The organism is Enterobacter sp. BNK-14 (genome assembly GCF_047456095.1).
GTDB lineage: Bacteria > Pseudomonadota > Gammaproteobacteria > Enterobacterales > Enterobacteriaceae > Enterobacter > Enterobacter kobei.
On sequence record NZ_CP179897.1, the window covers coordinates 4,025,569 to 4,044,298 of the forward strand.

The window sequence follows — 18,730 nt, forward strand, 5'->3', positions numbered from 1 at the left end:
TGAAAATAAATTTAGGAGACGTTTATTCCCTCTCCCCTGTGGGGAGAGGGTAAGGGGGAGGGGGCACCCTCAGCGGCGAACCGGCGCCCCGTTCGCGACATAATACGCGGCCGTGCTCTTCGCCAGCGGTTCGCGCCCGCGAATGGCGTCTGCAATCTTCTCGCCAATCATGATGGTGGTGGCGTTCAGGTTACCGGTGATGATCTGCGGCATGATCGACGCATCCACCACGCGCAGCCCTTCCAGCCCGTGAACGCGGCCTTCGCCGTCGACAACCGCCATCTCGTCATTGCCCATCTTACAGGTACCGCACGGGTGGAAGGCGGTTTCGGCGTGGTTGCGCACGAACTCGTCCAGCTGTTCGTCGGTCTGGCACTCGACGCCCGGGCTGATCTCGCGACCGCGGTACTTGTCCAGCGCAGGCTGGTGCATGATCTCACGGGTTATACGGATCGCGTCGCGGAACTCCTGCCAGTCCTGCTCGTGGGACATATAGTTGAACAGGATCGCCGGATGCTGATGCGGATCGCGCGACTTGATGCGCACGTGGCCGCGGCTCGGCGAGCGCATGGAGCCGACGTGGCACTGGAAGCCGTGCTCTTTTACCGCATTCGAACCGTTGTAGTTAATCGCCACCGGCAGGAAGTGGTACTGAATGTTCGGCCACGCGAACTCCTCGCGGCTGCGGATAAAACCGCCCGCTTCGAAGTGGTTGCTCGCCCCCACGCCGGTGCCGCCAAACAGCCATTCAGCGCCAATCTTCGGCTGGTTCCACCACTGCAGGGCAGGGTAGAGGGAGACCGGCTCTTTGCATTCGTACTGGAGGTACATCTCCAGGTGATCCTGCAGGTTTTCGCCCACGCCGGGCAGGTCGTGCACCAGCGGGATATCGAACTGCTTCAGCAGCTCCGCGCTGCCCACGCCGGAACGCTGGAGGATCTGCGGGGAGGCAATGGCGCCTGCGCTCAGCAGCACCTCTTTGTTCGCCGTCGCTTTCGACGGAATCGTGCTTTCGCCTTCCAGCCACTCGACGCCCACCGCGCGCTTGCCTTCAAAGAGGATGCGGTCGGTCATGGCGTGGGTACGGATGGTCAGGTTCGGGCGTTGCTTTGCCTGGTCCAGATAGCCGCGCGCGGTGCTGGCGCGTCGGCCCTTCGGCGTGACCGTGCGGTCCATCGGGCCGAAGCCTTCCTGCTGATAGCCGTTGAGATCGTCCGTGCGCGGGTAGCCCGCCTGCACGCCCGCTTCCACCATCGCCTCAAACAGCGGGTTCACGCCCGGTTTGGAGGTGGTAACGCTCACCGGACCGTCGCCGCCGTGGTAGTCGTTCGGGCCCACGTCGCGCGTCTCTGCCTTGCGGTAGTACGGCAGGCAGTTAAGATAGCTCCAGTGCTCCAGACCCGGCTCTTTCGCCCAGTGGTCGAGATCCATCGCGTTACCGCGGATGTAGCACATGCCGTTGATCAGCGACGAACCGCCCAGCCCTTTACCGCGCCCGCACTCCATGCGGCGGTTGTTCATAAACGGCTCTGGCTCGGTTTCATACGCCCAGTTGTAGCGCTTGCCCTGCAGCGGGAACGCCAGCGCGGCAGGCATCTGAGTGCGGAAGTCAAAGCGGTAATCCGGTCCGCCCGCCTCAAGCAGCAGCACGGTGGTATTCGGATCTTCAGTCAGTCGTGTTGCCAGTACGTTGCCGGCAGAGCCGGCGCCGATAATGATGTAGTCAAATTGCAAATAAACCTCCCGGTTAAAATATGGACTGGAATTTACCCATCTCAACCTGGATGGACTTCACCTGGGTGTAGCTTTGCAGCGTCATAATGCCGTTCTCGCGGCCAATGCCGGAGTGTTTATAACCGCCCACCGGCATCTCTGCGGCGGATTCACCCCAGGTGTTGATCCAGCAGATGCCCGCTTCGAGCTGATGAATAGCGCCGTGGGCGCGGTTCAGATCGGCAGTGACGATACCCGCCGCCAGTCCGTAGTCGGTATCGTTGGCGCGGCGAATCGCTTCTTCATCGGTTTCATAGGTGAGGATGGACATCACCGGGCCGAAGATCTCTTCGCGCACGATGGTCATCTCGTCGGTGCAGTCGGTGAACACGGTCGGGGCCACCCACGCGCCGTTATCAAACCCTTCGCCCTTCAGCACGTCGCCGCCGCACAGCACGCGCGCGCCTTCTTCTTTACCTTTGGCGATGTAGCGCAGCACGCTGTCGCGGTGCGGGAAGCTGACCATCGGGCCAAAGTTGGTGTTTTCGGCAAACAGATCCCCCGCGCGGATGCGGCCCACGCGCTCAACGATTTTCTGCTCAAACGCGGCCTTAAATTTCACGGGCACGAACACGCGGGTGCCGTTGGTGCAGACCTGACCGGAGCTGAAGAAGTTGGCCATCATGGCGATGTCTGCCGCCAGATCCAGATCCGCATCGTCGAAAACAATCAGCGGCGATTTGCCGCCCAGCTCCATCGTCACCTCTTTCAGGGACGAGGCCGCCGAGTTGGCCATCACCTTTTTGCCGCTGGCAACGCCGCCGGTAAAGGAGACCTTCGCGATGCCCGGATGCTCGGTCAGGTACTGGCCGGTCTCCGCGCCTACGCCCGGCAGGACATTAAACACGCCGTCCGGCAGACCCGCTTCGGTATAGATTTCGGCAAGCCTGAGGGCGGTGAGCGGCGTCACTTCGCTCGGCTTGAAGATCATCGCGTTGCCCGCCGCCAGCGCCGGGGCCGATTTCCACAGGGCGATCTGGATCGGGTAGTTCCACGCGCCGATGCCCGCCACCACGCCCAGTGGCTCGCGGCGGGTGTAGACGAATGAGGTTTCGCGCAGCGGGATCTGGCTGCCTTCCAGCGCCGGGATCAGCCCTGCGTAATACTCCAGCACGTCCGCGCCGGTGACGATGTCTACGGTCGAGGTTTCGGAATACGCTTTACCGGTATCGAGGGTTTCCAGCTTCGCCAGCGCGTCGTTACGCTCGCGCAGGATATCCACGGCGCGACGCAGGATGCGTGAGCGCTCCATGGCGGTCATCGCCGCCCAGATTTTTTGCCCGCGTGTTGCGCTTTCCACGGCGCGGTCGACGTCTTCACGCCCGGCGGCCTGAACGCTCGCCAGGACTTCACCGTTGGCCGGGTTGATGGTCTCGAAGGTGCGACCGCTGGTGGCGGGTGTATAACCACCATTGATATAAAGCTGCTGTTCTGCCATTCGGGACATACTTTCTCCTCGGTTATTCGGTCGGTAAATGCTGGCTGATAAAGTGGCTGGTGAGCGACTGGGCCAGCGTTTTATCCAGCGGTTTGCCGCTCAGTGCGGCACGTAGCCAAAGCCCGTCGATCAGTGCCGCCAGCCCGTAGCCCGCTTCCTGCGCCTGCTCGCGCGGCAGTTCGCGGCGGAACTCGTACACCAGGTTCGACAGCAGGCGGCGGCTGCTGACCTGCTGCAGACGGTAGAGCATCGGCTGGTGCATGCTGCTCGCCCAGAAGGCCAGCCAGGCTTTCATTGCCGCGCTGCTGATCTGGGTTTCATCAAAATTGCCGCCGACAATCGCCTGTAATCGCTGCTCCGCGCTGCCGTCCGGAAGGGCGTGCAAGCGGCTTAATACCGCATCGCGCAACTGCCCGGTGATGTCGCGCATGGTCGCTTCCAGCAGACCGTTTTTGTCTTTGAAATAGTGACTGATGATCCCCGTGGAAACGCCCGCCCGACGGGCGATCTGCGCGATGGTTGCGTCGTGCATTCCCACTTCATTTATTGCTTCCAGCGTGGCGTTAATAAGCTGCCTGCGCCGGATCGGCTGCATCCCCACTTTGGGCATTGTTGCCACTCCATTCATCAGCGTTGGTAATACATTAAAGCGTTTTTTGATTGGACGTTCAATATAAAATGTGTCTTAATTGTTGCGGATTTGGATTTTAATAGTTACAAAAATAGTGGGGATACTGGATGACAGACCTTTCACAAGACAGAGAAAAAGACAAAATCAACCCGGTCGTTTTTTATACTTCCGCCGGGCTGATTTTGTTGTTTTCCCTGACTACGATCTTCTTTCGTGATTTTTCCGCCGAGTGGATTGGGCACACGCTGAACTGGGTGTCGAAGACCTTTGGCTGGTACTATCTTCTGGCGGCGACGCTCTATATTGTCTTCGTGGTTTGCATCGCCTGCTCGCGCTTCGGTTCGGTGAAGCTTGGGCCAGAGCAGTCCAAGCCCGAGTTCAGCCTGCTGAGCTGGGCCGCAATGCTGTTTGCTGCGGGTATCGGCATCGACCTGATGTTCTTCTCCGTGGCTGAACCGGTCACACAGTATATGCAGCCGCCGGAAGGGGCAGGGCAGACGATGGAGGCCGCGCGACAGGCGATGGTCTGGACGCTGTTCCACTACGGCCTGACAGGCTGGTCGATGTACGCCCTGATGGGGATGGCGCTCGGATACTTTAGCTATCGTTATAATTTGCCCCTCACTATCCGCTCTGCGCTGTACCCGATTTTTGGCAAAAAAATTAACGGGCCGATTGGTCACACCGTTGATATCGCAGCGGTGATTGGCACCATCTTCGGCATCGCGACCACGCTCGGTATCGGCGTGGTGCAGCTCAACTACGGGCTAAGCGTGCTGTTTGATATTCCGGATTCAATGGCGGCGAAAGCGGCGCTGATTGCGCTCTCCGTGATTATCGCCACCATCTCGGTGACCTCCGGCGTGGACAAGGGCATCCGCGTGCTCTCCGAGCTGAACGTCGCGCTGGCGCTGGGCCTGATCCTGTTTGTGCTGTTTATGGGCGACACCTCGTTCCTGCTCAACGCGCTGGTGCTCAACGTGGGCGACTACGTGAACCGCTTTATGGGGATGACGCTCAATAGCTTCGCCTTCGACCGTCCGGTGGAGTGGATGAACAACTGGACGCTGTTCTTCTGGGCGTGGTGGGTAGCGTGGTCGCCGTTTGTCGGCCTGTTCCTGGCGCGAATTTCGCGCGGGCGCACCATTCGCCAGTTCGTGATGGGTACGCTGATTATCCCGTTCACCTTTACCCTGCTGTGGCTGTCGATTTTCGGCAACAGCGCGCTGCACGAGATCATCCACGGCAATGCCGGTTTTGCTCAGGAAGCGATGGCGCACCCGGAGCGCGGCTTCTACAGCCTGCTGGCGCAGTACCCGGCGTTTACCTTTAGCGCCTCCGTGGCGACCATTACCGGGCTGCTGTTCTACGTCACCTCAGCGGATTCCGGCGCGCTGGTGCTGGGGAACTTCACCTCGAAGCTGAAGGACATCAACAGCGACGCGCCGAACTGGCTGCGCATCTTCTGGTCCGTGGCGATTGGCCTGCTGACGCTCGGCATGCTGATGACCAACGGTATTTCGGCGCTGCAGAATACGACGGTGATCATGGGCCTGCCGTTTAGCTTCGTGATCTTCTTCGTCATGGCCGGGCTGTATAAATCGCTCAAGGTGGAAGACTACCGCCGCGTCAGCGCCAGCCGTGATACCGCGCCGCGTCCGCTGGGCGCGCAGGACAGGCTGAGCTGGAAGAAACGTCTGTCGCGCCTGATGAACTACCCGGGTACGCGCTACACCAAACAGATGATGGAGACGGTCTGCTTCCCGGCGATGGAGGAAGTCGCACAGGAGTTGCGCCTGCGGGGTGCCTACGTGGAGCTGAAAAATCTGCCGCCGGATGAAGGCGAAAACCTGGGGCACCTGGATCTGCTGGTGCACATGGGCGACGAGCAAAACTTCGTCTACCAGATCTGGCCGCAGCAGTATTCGGTGCCCGGGTTTACCTACCGGGCGCGCAGCGGGAAATCGACCTATTACCGGCTGGAGACCTTCCTGCTTGAGGGAAGCCAGGGGAACGACCTGATGGACTACAGCAAGGAGCAGGTGATTACGGACATTCTGGACCAGTACGAACGCCACCTGAACTTTATCCATCTGCACAGGGAAGCGCCGGGGAATAGCGTGATGTTCCCGGATGTCTAAACAGATTCTTAAAACTTCATCATGCTGTATATAAATACAGTCAACTGACGCAATATTACTCATGGAAGAGTAATATTGCAGCGACAGCCTGCGCTGATGAGCCAGGCTGTTGTTGTTTTTCGGGAAGGAACCATGGATGAGTCACGCGATAGAATTTATCGAAACTTCACTTTTTACCCGCCAGATCAAAAGCATTGCTACGGATGATGAATTAAAGGATCTCCAAAAGGAACTCATTGCCCGGCCTGATAAAGGTGACCTGATTCAGCATACGGGGGGATTACGTAAAATAAGGCTGGCCGCAGGCTCAAAAGGAAAGAGAGGGGGAGCCAGAGTGATTTACTTTCTGGCAACGGAAGAGGTGATCTATTTCATCATGGCCTACCTAAAAAGCACCAGGGACAGCCTGACTGAGGCAGAGAAAGCTGAACTTAAAAAACTGACTTCTGTTCTGAAAAATACTACTTCCTATGCCATAAATGGTAGGTGTACTATGTACTCCATTCAGGCAGAAGGAGGCAGACAATGAGTATATTCGATGAATTAAAATCTTCGCTTGAAGAAGCCGTTGAGATCCATAGCGGAAGGAAGGCAGCTTCCAGAGTAACCCGCTATGAAGTTGCAGATGTTCGCGCAATCAGAGAACAGCTCAATATCACCCAAAGCGAAATGGCGAAGGCGCTTGGCACGAGCGTTGACACGATAAAAAGCTGGGAGTCTAAACGTCGCAACCCAACCGGACTGGCGGCGAAGGTACTGAATGTGATTCGGGAGAACCCTGCATTTTATAAGGCCCTTGCCGGGCATTAGGTAGCCCTCTTGCCGGGTGGCGCTGCGCTTACCCGGCCCACAAAACGAACCGCCTTCGTTGACATATCTTTAATGATAACTATTTTCATTTAAATATAGCCTGTGCTATACCTTATAGCACGGGCTAATTTTGCTTTGAATTTAATCACCTCGGGAGAGTTCTGCGATGCACCTACTGCAAGGATTGAAGCGTCTGTTGTTCAGCTCGCTGCTACTGACCGCGGCCACCACGGGCGCGCAGGCGGCTGAAAAATTCCAGGTCATCACGACCTTTACCGTTATCGCTGATATGGCGAAAAACGTGGCGGGGGACGCCGCAGATGTCACTTCTATCACCAAACCGGGCGCTGAAATCCATGAGTATCAGCCCACGCCCGGCGACATCAAGCGCGCGCAAAAGGCGCAGCTGATTCTGGCGAACGGCATGAATCTGGAACTGTGGTTCCAGCGGTTTTATCAGCATCTGAACGGCGTGCCGGAAGTGATTGTCACCAAAGGCATTACGCCGATGGGGATCGGGGAAGGGCCGTATAACGGCAAACCCAACCCGCACGCGTGGATGTCTCCGGATAACGCCCTGATTTACGTCGATAACATTCGTGACGCGCTGGTGAAGTACGACCCGGCGAATGCGCAGACCTATCAGCGCAACGCTGAAGCCTATAAGCAGAAGATCACCGCTACCCTCGAACCGCTGCGTAAGCAGGTTGCGGAGATCCCGGAAGATAAGCGCTGGATGGTCACCAGTGAAGGGGCGTTCTCCTATCTGGCGCGGGATCTGGGCCTGAAAGAGCTTTACCTGTGGCCGATCAACGCCGATCAGCAGGGCACGCCTCAGCAGGTGCGCAAGGTTATCGATCTGGTGAAAAAACATCGCATCCCGGCGGTGTTCAGCGAAAGTACGGTCTCCGATAAACCCGCGCGCCAGGTGGCACGGGAAACCGATACCCATTACGGCGGCGTGCTGTATGTCGACTCCCTGAGCGCAGAAAACGGCCCGGTGCCGACCTATATCGATCTGTTGAACGTCACGACCCGCACGCTGGTGCAGGGCATCCGTGACGGCATGAAGGAGTAACCATGCAGAAGGGGATTGTCGTAACCGATTTGACCGTGACCTACCGCAACGGTCATACCGCATTGAGTGATGCCTCGTTCAGCGTGCCGGGCGGATCGATTGCCGCACTGGTAGGTGTGAACGGTTCCGGCAAATCTACGCTGTTTAAGGCGGTGATGGGCTTTGTACGGGCGGCAAGCGGCACGATCACTATTCTGGGATTACCGCCTCACCGGGCGCTCCGTCAGAACCTGGTCGCCTACGTGCCGCAGTCGGAAGAGGTTGACTGGTCGTTCCCGGTGCTGGTGGAAGACGTGGTGATGATGGGCCGCTACGGACATATGGGTTTTTTGCGTCGGCCAAAAGCGCTGGATCGGCAGATCGTCACCGACGCTCTGAAACGGGTGGATATGCTTGAGCTGCGCCATCGGCAGATTGGCGAGCTCTCCGGCGGGCAAAAGAAACGCGTGTTTCTGGCGCGGGCGATTGCCCAGCAGGGCGAGGTGATCCTGCTCGACGAGCCATTTACCGGCGTGGACGTTAAAACTGAAGCCAGAATTATCAGCCTGCTGCGGGAACTGCGCGATGAGGGCAAAACCATGCTGGTATCGACCCACAATTTAGGCTCCGTCTCCGAGTTTTGCGATTACACGGTCATGGTCAAAGGTACCGTGCTGGCAAGCGGCCCGACGGAAACCACCTTTACCGCCGAAAATCTGGAGCGCGCCTTCAGCGGCGTGCTGCGCCACGTGGTGCTCAGCGGCTCTGAAGATCGCATTATTACCGACGATGAACGCCCCTTCGTGACGCACCGTCAGGAGGTAAAATGAGCGTACTTCTGGAACCCTTCGGTTACGAGTACATGCTGAACGCGATGTGGGTTTCGGCGATGGTGGGCGGGCTGTGCGCGTTTCTCTCGTGCTATCTGATGCTAAAAGGCTGGTCGCTGATTGGCGATGCGCTCTCGCACTCCATCGTACCGGGCGTGGCGGGAGCCTACATGCTCGGGCTGCCGTTTTCGCTGGGGTCGTTCCTGTCGGGCGGGCTGGCGGCGGGCAGCATGCTGTTTCTCAACCAGCGCAGCCGCCTGAAAGAGGACGCCATCATCGGGCTGATCTTCTCCTCCTTTTTCGGCCTCGGGCTGTTTATGGTCTCACTCAACCCGACCTCGGTGAATATTCAGACTATCGTCCTCGGGAATATCCTCGCCATTGCCCCGGAAGACATCGTCCAGCTGGCGATTATCGGCGTGGTGTCGATGCTTGTTCTGCTGTTCAAATGGAAAGATTTGATGGTGACCTTTTTTGATGAGAACCACGCCCGCGCCATCGGTCTGCGTCCTGAACGTCTGAAGATCCTTTTCTTTACCCTGCTGGCGGTTTCCACCGTGGCTGCGCTGCAAACCGTCGGCGCATTTCTGGTGATCTGTCTGGTGGTCACGCCCGGCGCGACCGCGTGGCTGCTGACCGATCGCTTCCCGCGACTGCTGATGATTGCCGTTGCCATGGGTAGCATTACCAGCTTCCTCGGCGCGTGGGCGAGCTATTATCTCGACGGCGCGACCGGCGGCATTATCGTGGTCGCCCAGACGCTGCTGTTCCTGCTGGCGTTCGTCTTTGCGCCGAAGCACGGGCTGCTCGCCAGCCGCCGCCGGGCGCGTCAGGCGCAGGAGGTCCACCCATGATCGCGCTGCTCCTTGAACCCTTCCAGTTTGCGTTTATGAACAACGCGCTGCTGATTTCACTCCTGGTCGCCGTGCCCTGCGCGCTGCTGTCGGTTTTTCTGGTGCTCAAGGGCTGGGCGCTGATGGGCGACGCCATGAGCCATGCGGTGTTTCCCGGCGTCGTGCTGGCCTGGATGATGGGGCTGCCGCTGGCGCTGGGCGCTTTCGTTGCCGGTCTGTTCTGCGCGGTCGCCACCGGATACCTGAAAGATAACAGCCGCATCAAGCAGGATACGGTTATGGGGATCGTCTTTTCCGGCATGTTCGGTGCCGGGTTGATCCTCTACATCGCCGTCAAACCCGAGGTGCATCTCGACCATATTCTGTTCGGCGATATGCTGGGTATTAACGGAATGGACATTCTGCAAAGCGGGATTGTGGCGGGACTGATTGCGCTGGTGATTGGCCTGAAATGGCGGGACTTTTTGCTGTTCTGCTTTGATTATCAGCAGGCGCAGGCGAGCGGGTTGCGCACTCGCTGGCTGCACTATGGATTACTGTGCATGGTTTCGCTGACCATCGTGGCGACGCTGAAAGCGGTGGGGATTATTCTGTCGATTTCGTTGCTTATTGCGCCCGGCGCGGTGGCGGTGCTGATCACCCGGCGCTTCCACATGGCGCTGCTGGTGGCGGTAGCCGTTTCCGCGCTCGTGTCCGTCAGCGGCGTCTATGCGTCGTTTTATCTCGACAGCGCGCCTGCCCCGACCATCGTCGTGCTGTTCGCGGTCGTGTTTATCGTGACGTTTGTGGTCACCAGCGTGAAGGCCCGTCGACAGGAGAGTGTGACAGCAGGGTGATCGCCTGTTCGCCGTGCTGTTGCCAGTGAACGGTAAAGGCGGTGCCTTCGGGATAGCCCGCGCGCTGGCAGGTCAATGCCAGCGTAAGCGTCTTATCGACGAGCTGCGTGACGCGGGCGCTGTCAAATCCCATCCAGGCCTGCACCTGCGGAAAGAGGGCTTTGAACAGGCTCTCTTTGGCGCTAAACACCAGCGTCAGGGCGAGGGCGAACGGGTAACCCGAGCGGGAAAGGACGCTCTCTTCAAGCGCATCAATAATGCCGTCTTTGATTTCCCGGGCTTCGTTTTCGGGGAGGATCGTTTCGCAATCAATGCCGATAAGCGCAGGGTGGTCGTGCGTAACGACAGCCATCGCCTGCGTGCTGATGTGGGTAATGCTGCCAGACACTCCCTGTGGCCAGCGCGGTTCCCCGCTGGGGCCGATGCCGGGTACGGTGTGGTCCGGTAAGGCGTGCGCCACGGCGATGCGCCCGGCAAGATGCTCGGCTTTGCGTTTGCGTCCGGCGTTTGAAAGCTCTGCGTGATGGGGAAGCCAGAGGAGATCGGCGTCGGTAAAAGTGGTGGGGTCGAAGGTGACCCGGTGAACGGTGCGATCGGCGAGAATGAACGTGCTGTGGGTTGTGTGCATGGTTTCCCCTCACCCTGACCCTCTCCCCGGAGGGGAGAGGGAAGGTTTACTTCAGTGCCTTAAAAATGCGTATTCACACTCATATACCACGTGCGACCCGGCTCATTATACGTATACGCTCCTGCACCGTACATATACGCGCCGGTGGTGGCATTCCCCGTGGTTTGGGCATTACCCGCACGCCACTGGCGCTTGTCGAAGACGTTGTCCACGCCGCCGGTCAGGCTGACGTTTTTGGTCACGTCCCAGGTCGCGCTCAGGCCAACGATGCTGTACGGGCTAACTTCGTCTTTCTCAGACCCGCTCACCGGTTCACCCTTGTAGTTGTACTTCTTCGGCTGCTGCTTGCCGTACCAGGTGAAGGTCGACTGCAGCGACACATCCTGATGCACCTGCCAGCTCAGGGTCGAGTTTAGCGTGTACTCCGGAATGATCGACAGACGGTCGCCGGTCTCCTTGTTCTTACTCTGCAGCATGTAAGTGATGTTATTGGTCCAGTTGATCGTGTCGCTGACCGGCACGTTCAGGGAGCCTTCCAGCCCTTCAACCACCGCTTTCGGGACGTTTTCCCACTGGTAAATATCCGTCTGCACCTTGCCGGAAGAGGTGTGGCCAATTGGCGCATAGCCCGCTTCAATCTTGTCGCGGTAGTCGTTGCGGAACCAGGTCACGCCCGCCAGCCAGCCGTCGCGTTTCCACTCCAGACCGATCTCTTTGTTGATGCTGGTTTCGGCTTTCAGATCGTCGTTGCCCATCATGTAGCAGCCGACGCCGTCGCCGCTTGCGTAGCAACCCTGGCCTTTACTGTAGAGCAGATAGTTCGGGTTGGTCTGATACAGGCTTGGCGCTTTGTAAGCCCGCGCAATACCCATCTTCAGCGTGAAGTCATCCCCCAGACCTTGCGACAGGTTAAGCGACGGGCTCCAGTTATTGCCGACGATGGTGTGGTGATCGAAGCGCAGGGCAGGGGTCAGCATGGTGCTGTCGGTCAGCTCCATGTTGTTCTCCGCAAACAGGGAGAAAATCTCCGCCGAGGTGTACGGACTACGGTCGTTGCTCATGCCCGGAATGGTGCCGCCCTGCTGGGTTTGCGTGAAGGAGGTCGAATCCTTCATGCGCTGCTGGTTCCACTCGGTGCCCAGGGTCAGATTCTGGTTAACGAGGAAATCAATCGGTAGATTGATTTCGCTGTGCAGCATCACGTCGGCCAGATCGGTGTCGGTGAATTTATCGCTGTTAAACAGACCTTCCGTCCCGCCAGCCAGCCCTTCGCCCAGACGGGAGTTGCGGGTGTGTTCGTACTGCGCCCAGTTGCTGGTGGTAATGCCGTTATCCCAGCCGCCGTTCCAGGTCACCGCGAAGTTCTGGCGATAAATACGGTTGGTCTCTTTGCCGTAGTTTTTCTTCACCAGCGCGTTGTCGTTATTGGTGTTCTGCGTGTCGCCCGCATAAAGGTTGTTCTGGCGGCTATAGCCTGCTTCAAACTCCAGGGACTGCATGGGGGCGAAGTCCCAGCGCACGACGCCGTTGATGTCTTTGTTCTCTACACCTTCACGACCTGCGGGCAGGGTGTTGGCGTAGGCGCCGGTACGGTCAGACTGATGGCCCTGGTTGATGTCCCACGCGTCGGCCTGGGTTTTGTCCAGGTTACCGAACATGCGGAAGCTGAAATCGCCGCCCAGCGGGCCGCTCAGGCTGAAGTTGGTGCGCTTAGTGGAACCTTCATCTTTATGTTCCGGCGCATTCAGGTAGGTGTTCCAGGAGCCGTGCCACTGGTCGTCGAATTTTTTGGTGATGATGTTGACCACGCCACCTGCCGCGCCGTTGCCGTAGCGGGCGGCCGCCGGACCACGGATCACTTCGATGCGCTCGATCATCTCCGGCGGTACCCAGCCGGTATCGCCCCGGGTATCACGCTCGCCGCGCCAGCCCAGACGGATGGAGTTACGGCTGGTAACCGGTTTACCGTCGATCAGGATCAGGGTGTTTTCCGGGCCCATGCCGCGGATATCAATCTGACGGTTATTCCCGCGCTGGCCGCTGGTGGAGTTACCGGTGAGGTTCACGCCCGGCATGGTGCGGATGATTTCCGACACGTCGCGCGCGGGCGGGTTTTTACGGATCTCATCGGCGGTGATGGTCGACACGCCCGGCGCCTGCAAATTTTGCTCGGCGGCGGTGATCACCATCGTTTCTTCGTGCTGCGCGGAGGCGGCGTTGTCGTCTGCCATGGCGGGCAGCGCGACGCCATAAATCCCTAAATTGACCAGCAAGGCCAGAGAGTGAATCTTCTTATTCATTGTACGTCCCGCTTTTATGGTTATTCATGAACGCGCTTCCCACAGCGCGGGCATTACGCTATTGCAAATGCAAATAGTTATCAATAATATTATCAATAAAATTTGTCCTGAAACAAAAAAGACTGTTAAACATGAGGTTATAAGGGTGACGGCGTTAACAACGGGCAGTGAAGCGTGGTGGCAGTCGAAAAGCGGGCCTGACTTGAAACCTGAAAACGGTAAATTTCGCGTCACGTTCTGGTGGCGCGATCCGAACGGAACGCAGACCTCGTCACCGATTAAACACGTCTGGCTCAATATCACCGGCGTGACCGATCACCATCAAAATGCCCGCCCGCAGTCCCTCAAACGCATCCCGGATACCGACGTCTGGCAGTGGGAGGGAGAGTTCAGTCCCGCGTGGCGGGGGAGCTACTGTTTTATCCCTTCCGTGAATGAAAACGATTTTGCCGACGCGGTGTTTGAAGGCGAGAGTCCGGACCGTATGGCGCTGCGCGAAGGCTGGGGTAAACTGCTGCCGCACGCGGTTTCCGACCCGCTTAACCCGCAGAGCTGGCGCGGTGGTCGCGGTCATGCCGTTTCGGCGCTTGAAATGCCGGGCGCACCCGTTCAGCCAGGCTGGGATCGTCCTGATACGCCCCACCACGCGCCGGTCTGTATTGATTGGGAAAGCGCACGCCTGAAAAACCGCCGCCGAGTCTGGATTTTTACCACCGGGGAGGAAAACCCCGAGCGCCCGCTGGCGGTGCTGCTTGATGGCCAGTTCTGGGCCGAAAGCATGCCCGTCTGGCCCGCGCTGGCCGCGCTTACCCGTGAAGGCAAACTGCCCCCGGCGGTCTATGTCTTAATTGATGTGATTGATACCGCACACCGCAGCCGCGAGCTTCCCTGCAACCCCGATTTCTGGCTGGCGGTACAGGAAGAACTCCTCCCACAGATACAACGCATTGCCCCCTTCAGCGACCGCGCCGACCGTACCGTGGCGGCGGGTCAGAGCTTCGGCGGGCTTTCCTCCCTTTATGCGGGCCTCAACTGGCCGCAGCGCTTTGGCTGCGTGCTCAGTCAGTCCGGTTCCTACTGGTGGCCGCACCGCGGCGCACAGCAGGAGGGGCTACTCATCGGGCAGCTTAAAGCGGGTGAAAAAACCGCACGCGGACTGCGCATCGTCCTTGAGGCCGGGCGCAACGAACCGCTTATCTTCCGCGTGAATCAGGCGATTTACGCCGAATTGCACGCGCAGCAGGTTTACTGGCGTCAGGTTGACGGCGGACACGACGCGCTTTGCTGGCGCGGTGGGCTGACGCAGGGGCTGATGACCCTCTGGCAGCCGCTTATTCAATAACGGAGTCTGTATGGAATTCAGCAATCCTTTCGATAATCCGCAGGGACAGTTTGTCATTTTGCAAAACGACCAGGGGCAGTACAGCCTGTGGCCGCAGCAGTGCGAATTGCCCGCGGGCTGGCGCGTGGTATGCGAAGCGCAGCCTCAGGACGTGTGCCAGCAGTGGCTGGCGGAACACTGGCAGACGCTTGAGCCGTCGTATTTTGCGGGGGAAAACGCATGAGCCGTCTTCCGCTTGTCGCCGCCCAGCCGGGTATCTGGATGGCGGAGCAGTTGTCCGCGCTGCCAAATGCCTGGAGCGTGGCGCACTACACTGAGCTAAAGGGCGATATCGACGCGCCGTTGCTGGCAAAAGCCATTGCTGAAGGCATGATGCAGGCCGATACCCTGCGGATGCGTTTTGCCGAAGATAACGGTGAGGTGTGGCAGTGGGTGGATGAAACCGTCATGCTGCCGGAACCGTCCATCGTTCGCGTGGACTCTCATGATGCCGCCGTGGCGCTGATGGAAGCCGATCTCAACCAGAACCTGCGCGTCGACAGCGGTCAACCGCTGGCGTTTCATCTGCTGATTCAGGTGGGGGAAGAACGCTGGTACTGGTATCAGCGTTATCATCACTTAGTGGTAGATGGCTTCAGTTTCCCGGCGATTACCCGCCAGATTGCCGCCATTTATGCCGCATGGAAAAAAGGCGACCCCATGCCGCCATCTCCTTTTTCACCCTTCGCTGAGGTGGTGGAAGAGTATCAGCGCTATCGTGAAAGCGAGGCGTATGCACGCGACGGTGACTTCTGGGCAGCGCAGCGCAGACAGCTTCCTCCTCCGGTCTCTCTTTCTTCCGCGCCGCTGCCGGGGCGCGCCGCGACAACTGACATCCTGCGCCTGAAAATCGTCGCCGACAGCAGCGCGTTTAGCCAGCTTGCGCAGGCTGCAGGGCAGGCTCAGCGTACCGATCTGGCGCTTGCGCTGGTCACGCTGTGGCTGGGCCGCCTGACCGGGCGTCTGGACTACGCCGCCGGGTTTATCTTTATGCGCCGCATGGGCTCCGTCGCGCTGACCGCAACCGGACCGGTGCTCAACGTCCTGCCGCTGGCGGTGAATATCGATCCGCAGGAGAGCCTGCCTGGGCTGGCGCTGCGTCTGGCGAGCCAGCTGAAAAAAATGCGCCGCCATCAGCGCTACGACGCGGAGCAAATTCTCCGCGACAGCGGTAAGGCGGCGGGTGATGAAGCCCTGTTTGGCCCGGTGCTGAACGTTAAGGTGTTCGATTATCAACTGGAACTCGACGGCGTAGAGGCCATCACCCACACGCTGGCGACCGGACCGGTGAACGATCTCGAGCTGGCCTTGTTCCCGGACGAGCAGGGCGGATTAAGCATTGAAATTCTCGCCAGCAAACAGCGTTACGATGAAACAACGCTGAAGGGCCACGTCGCGCGCCTGAACGCGATGCTGGTGCAGTTTGCCGCTAACCCGGACCTGCGCTGTGGGGAAGTGGAAACCGTGTCAGAGCAAGAGTACGCGCAGCTTGCGCGCATCAATGACACCGGGCTGGCGCTACCCTCCACCACGCTCGCGGAGCTGGTGGCGGAACAGGCGAGCAGGACGCCGGACGCCCCCGCGCTGGCGGATGCGCACATCGAGCTGAACTACCGCCAGATGCGCGAGCAGGTGGTCGCGCTGGCAAACCTGCTGCGTGCGCGCGGCGTGAAGCCGGGCGACAGCGTGGCGGTGGCCCTCCCGCGTTCGGTATTCCTGACGCTGGCCCTGCACGGCATTGTGGAAGCCGGCGCCGCGTGGTTACCGCTGGACACCGGTTACCCGGACGACCGCCTGCGGATGATGCTGGAGGACGCAAAGCCATCCCTGCTGATTACCACCGATGAGCAGCTTCCGCGCTTTAGCGAACTGCCCATAGCTTCGTTTAGTTACAACATGCTTTTACCTGCTGCGGGTACTGAGCCTCTGCGCGTGGCGAAACCGGAGCAGACGGCGTACATCATCTTTACCTCGGGTTCAACCGGGCGTCCGAAAGGGGTGATGGTTGGGCATACCGCCATCGTTAACCGCCTGAAGTGGATGCAGAACCACTACCCGCTGACAGCGAATGACGTGGTGGCGCAGAAAACGCCGTGCAGCTTTGACGTCTCGGTCTGGGAGTTCTGGTGGCCGTTTATCGCCGGGGCGAAGCTGGTGATGGCCGAGCCGGACGCGCACCGGGACCCGCAGGCGATGCAGAGCTTCTTCGCCCGGTATGGCGTCACGACGACCCACTTTGTGCCGTCGATGCTGGCGGCGTTTGTCGCCTCGCTGACGCCGGAAAACGTCGACTGCTGCAGGACGCTTAAGCAGGTGTTCTGCAGCGGCGAAGCGCTGCCGACCGGGCTGTGCCGCGAGTGGGAACAGCTCACCCGTGCGCCGCTGCACAACCTCTACGGCCCGACCGAAGCGGCAGTGGACGTGAGCTGGTATCCGGCGTTTGGCCCTGAGCTGGCGGCCGTTGAAGGCAATAGCGTGCCGATTGGTTTCCCGGTGTGGAACACGGGGCTGCGCATTCTGGATGCAATGATGCGCCCGGTGCCGTTCGGCGTGGCGGGGGATCTGTATCTCACCGGCATTCAGCTGGCGCAGGGATATCTGGGGCGTCCGGATCTCACCGCCAGCCGCTTTATCGCCGACCCGTTCGCGCCGGGCGAGCGGATGTATCGCACCGGTGACGTCGCCCGCAGGCTGGATAACGGGGCGGTAGAATATCTGGGCCGCAGCGATGATCAGCTAAAAATTCGCGGCCAGCGTATTGAGCTGGGCGAAATCGACCGGGCGATGCTGTCGCTGCCGGACGTGGCGCAGGCCGTGGCGCATGCCTGCGTGTTCAACCAGGCGGCGGCAACGGGGGGCGATGCCCGCCAGCTGGTGGGATACGTTGTCTCCGAATCCGGTTTACCGCTGGATCGCGATGCGCTGCTGGAATCGCTGAAGGCGCAGCTTCCGCCGCATATGGTGCCGGTGGCGCTGCTGCAACTCAGCGCGCTGCCGCTCAGCGCGAACGGCAAACTCGACCGCAAGGCGCTGCCGCTGCCGGAGTTGACCAGCAAAACCACCGGACGCGCGCCGAAAACGGACACCGAAATCGCCGTGGCGCAGGCGTTTGCCGCGCTGCTGGGTTGCGAGGTGAACGATATCGAAGCCGACTTCTTTGCCCTCGGCGGCCACTCGCTGCTGGCGATGCGGCTGGCGGCGCAGCTCAGCCGCACGTTCGCCCGCAAGGTCACGCCGGGGCAGATTATGGTCGCCTCGACGGTGAGCAAGCTCAGTGCGCTGCTGGACTTAAAAATGAACGACGAGCAGGCGCAGCGTCTGGGGCATGAAGCCGTTCTGCCGCTGCGTGAAAGCGATGGCCCGACGCTATTCTGCTTCCATCCGGCGTCCGGTTTTGCCTGGCAGTTCAGCGTCCTGGCGCGCCACCTCAGCCCGCACTGGTCTATCACCGGCATTCAGTCTCCCCGACCGGAAGGGCCGATGCAGCAGTGTGCGGATCTGGATGGGGTGATTGATCATCACCTCAATACGCTGCGTAAGCAGCAGCCGCAGGGGCCGTATTATTTGTTCGGCTATTCCCTCGGCGGCACGCTGGCGCAGGCTATTGCCGCTCGTTTGCGCGCGCAGGGTGAAGAGGTGGCGTTCCTTGGCCTGCTGGATACCTGGCCACCGGAAACCCAGAACTGGGCGGAGAAAGAGGCCAACGGCCTGGACCCGGCAGTGCTGGCGGAAATTGAGCGCGAGCGGCAGGCGTTTATCGCCGCGCAGCAGGGGCAGGGCAGCAGTGAGCTGTTTGGCGCCATCGAGGGCAACTACGCCGATGCGGTGCGCCTGCTCACCACGGCGCACAGCGCGCGGTTTGACGGCAAAGCGACGCTGTTTGTCGCCGAGCGCACGCGCACGATGGATCCGCAGATCGCCTGGGCGCCGTGGGTGGCGGAGCTTGAGGTGCATAGCCAGGATTGCGCCCACGTGGATATCATTTCGCCGCAGGCGTTTGAGAAGATTGGGCCGGTATTGAGGGAAATGTTGGGATAGTGCAAATGCCCGG

The 18,730-nt window shown here is 59.7% G+C and carries 15 protein-coding genes; 10 read left to right on the forward strand and 5 right to left on the reverse strand.

Translation table 11 applies throughout. The features are described 5' to 3' along the window. Positions 1–69: 69 nt before the first annotated feature. Genes betA through betI form a run of 3 tightly spaced genes read right to left on the reverse strand, consistent with a single transcriptional unit; the run spans position 70 to position 3,821 of the window. Positions 70–1,734, reverse strand: a complete 1,665-nt coding sequence (betA, locus tag ACMGGM_RS19060; protein ID WP_014882931.1) for a choline dehydrogenase — start codon at positions 1,732–1,734, stop codon at positions 70–72. 13 nt (positions 1,735–1,747) lie between these two features. Then, positions 1,748–3,220 carry a betaine-aldehyde dehydrogenase gene (betB, locus tag ACMGGM_RS19065; protein ID WP_014882932.1) on the reverse strand — a complete coding sequence of 491 codons (1,473 nt, stop codon included), beginning with the start codon at positions 3,218–3,220 and terminating at the stop codon, positions 1,748–1,750. Between the two features lie 13 nt (positions 3,221–3,233). Then, a complete protein-coding gene (gene betI, locus ACMGGM_RS19070) occupies positions 3,234–3,821 on the reverse strand; it encodes a transcriptional regulator BetI (RefSeq protein WP_014882933.1) in 588 nt (195 codons plus the stop codon). A gap of 128 nt (positions 3,822–3,949) precedes the next feature. On the opposite strand from betI, the gene betT reads away from it, so the two are divergent. The 7 genes from betT (at position 3,950) to ACMGGM_RS19105 (ending at position 10,370) form a co-directional block, all read left to right on the forward strand. Beyond that, on the forward strand, positions 3,950–5,983 hold the full coding sequence (gene betT, locus ACMGGM_RS19075) for a choline BCCT transporter BetT (RefSeq protein WP_014882934.1): 2,034 nt from the start codon (positions 3,950–3,952) through the stop codon (positions 5,981–5,983). Between the two features lie 136 nt (positions 5,984–6,119). After that, entirely contained in the window at positions 6,120–6,512 is a 393-nt protein-coding gene (locus ACMGGM_RS19080) for a type II toxin-antitoxin system RelE/ParE family toxin (RefSeq protein ID WP_014882935.1), read from the forward strand. After that, positions 6,509–6,793, forward strand: coding sequence for a NadS family protein (nadS, locus tag ACMGGM_RS19085; RefSeq protein WP_014882936.1), 285 nt, complete (start codon positions 6,509–6,511; stop codon positions 6,791–6,793). Before ACMGGM_RS19080 ends, nadS begins: the two co-directional genes overlap by 4 nt. Positions 6,794–6,959: 166 nt before the next feature. Next, positions 6,960–7,871 (forward strand): metal ABC transporter substrate-binding protein, encoded by a 912-nt coding sequence (locus ACMGGM_RS19090; protein ID WP_014882937.1) that lies wholly within the window; start codon positions 6,960–6,962, stop codon positions 7,869–7,871. A 2-nt stretch (positions 7,872–7,873) separates the two neighbouring features. Continuing rightward, positions 7,874–8,680 carry an iron/manganese ABC transporter ATP-binding protein SitB gene (gene sitB, locus ACMGGM_RS19095; protein ID WP_014882938.1) on the forward strand — a complete coding sequence of 269 codons (807 nt, stop codon included), beginning with the start codon at positions 7,874–7,876 and terminating at the stop codon, positions 8,678–8,680. Next, positions 8,677–9,534 carry an iron/manganese ABC transporter permease subunit SitC gene (gene sitC / locus ACMGGM_RS19100; RefSeq protein WP_014882939.1) on the forward strand — a complete coding sequence of 286 codons (858 nt, stop codon included), beginning with the start codon at positions 8,677–8,679 and terminating at the stop codon, positions 9,532–9,534. The genes sitB and sitC overlap by 4 nt, the downstream gene beginning before the upstream one ends. Next, positions 9,531–10,370: a metal ABC transporter permease gene (locus tag ACMGGM_RS19105; RefSeq protein WP_014882940.1), complete on the forward strand. Its 840-nt coding sequence runs from the start codon at positions 9,531–9,533 to the stop codon at positions 10,368–10,370. Before sitC ends, ACMGGM_RS19105 begins: the two co-directional genes overlap by 4 nt. Here ACMGGM_RS19105 and entD read toward each other — a convergent pair. Both entD and ACMGGM_RS19115 read right to left on the reverse strand, forming a co-directional pair. After that, positions 10,324–10,998 (reverse strand): enterobactin synthase subunit EntD, encoded by a 675-nt coding sequence (gene entD, locus ACMGGM_RS19110; protein ID WP_014882941.1) that lies wholly within the window; start codon positions 10,996–10,998, stop codon positions 10,324–10,326. The genes ACMGGM_RS19105 and entD overlap by 47 nt on opposite strands. A 59-nt stretch (positions 10,999–11,057) precedes the next feature. Next, positions 11,058–13,298 carry a TonB-dependent siderophore receptor gene (locus ACMGGM_RS19115; protein WP_014882942.1) on the reverse strand — a complete coding sequence of 747 codons (2,241 nt, stop codon included), beginning with the start codon at positions 13,296–13,298 and terminating at the stop codon, positions 11,058–11,060. Between the two features lie 145 nt (positions 13,299–13,443). Between ACMGGM_RS19115 and fes the strand changes: the two genes are divergently transcribed. From fes to entF, 3 genes are read left to right on the forward strand one after another with little or no spacing between them, the layout of a single operon-like run. Beyond that, positions 13,444–14,640: an enterochelin esterase gene (gene fes, locus ACMGGM_RS19120; RefSeq protein WP_014882943.1), complete on the forward strand. Its 1,197-nt coding sequence runs from the start codon at positions 13,444–13,446 to the stop codon at positions 14,638–14,640. Positions 14,641–14,650: 10 nt separating this feature from the next. Next, a complete protein-coding gene (locus tag ACMGGM_RS19125; RefSeq protein ID WP_014882944.1) occupies positions 14,651–14,863 on the forward strand; it encodes an MbtH family protein in 213 nt (70 codons plus the stop codon). Then, a complete protein-coding gene (entF, locus tag ACMGGM_RS19130; protein WP_063943409.1) occupies positions 14,860–18,717 on the forward strand; it encodes an enterobactin non-ribosomal peptide synthetase EntF in 3,858 nt (1,285 codons plus the stop codon). Before ACMGGM_RS19125 ends, entF begins: the two co-directional genes overlap by 4 nt. Positions 18,718–18,730: the final 13 nt, after the last annotated feature.

Coding starts and splice junctions, on each gene's coding strand:
- betI (WP_014882933.1), bottom strand. CDS start 3,821: ATGCCCAAAGTGGGGATGCAGCCGATCCGGCGCAGGCAGCTTATTAAC.
- betT (WP_014882934.1), top strand. CDS start 3,950: ATGACAGACCTTTCACAAGACAGAGAAAAAGACAAAATCAACCCGGTC.
- betB (WP_014882932.1), bottom strand. CDS start 3,220: ATGTCCCGAATGGCAGAACAGCAGCTTTATATCAATGGTGGTTATACA.
- entD (WP_014882941.1), bottom strand. CDS start 10,998: ATGCACACAACCCACAGCACGTTCATTCTCGCCGATCGCACCGTTCAC.
- entF (WP_063943409.1), top strand. CDS start 14,860: ATGAGCCGTCTTCCGCTTGTCGCCGCCCAGCCGGGTATCTGGATGGCG.
- ACMGGM_RS19090 (WP_014882937.1), top strand. CDS start 6,960: ATGCACCTACTGCAAGGATTGAAGCGTCTGTTGTTCAGCTCGCTGCTA.
- sitB (WP_014882938.1), top strand. CDS start 7,874: ATGCAGAAGGGGATTGTCGTAACCGATTTGACCGTGACCTACCGCAAC.
- sitC (WP_014882939.1), top strand. CDS start 8,677: ATGAGCGTACTTCTGGAACCCTTCGGTTACGAGTACATGCTGAACGCG.
- ACMGGM_RS19080 (WP_014882935.1), top strand. CDS start 6,120: ATGAGTCACGCGATAGAATTTATCGAAACTTCACTTTTTACCCGCCAG.
- ACMGGM_RS19105 (WP_014882940.1), top strand. CDS start 9,531: ATGATCGCGCTGCTCCTTGAACCCTTCCAGTTTGCGTTTATGAACAAC.
- ACMGGM_RS19125 (WP_014882944.1), top strand. CDS start 14,651: ATGGAATTCAGCAATCCTTTCGATAATCCGCAGGGACAGTTTGTCATT.
- nadS (WP_014882936.1), top strand. CDS start 6,509: ATGAGTATATTCGATGAATTAAAATCTTCGCTTGAAGAAGCCGTTGAG.
- ACMGGM_RS19115 (WP_014882942.1), bottom strand. CDS start 13,298: ATGAATAAGAAGATTCACTCTCTGGCCTTGCTGGTCAATTTAGGGATT.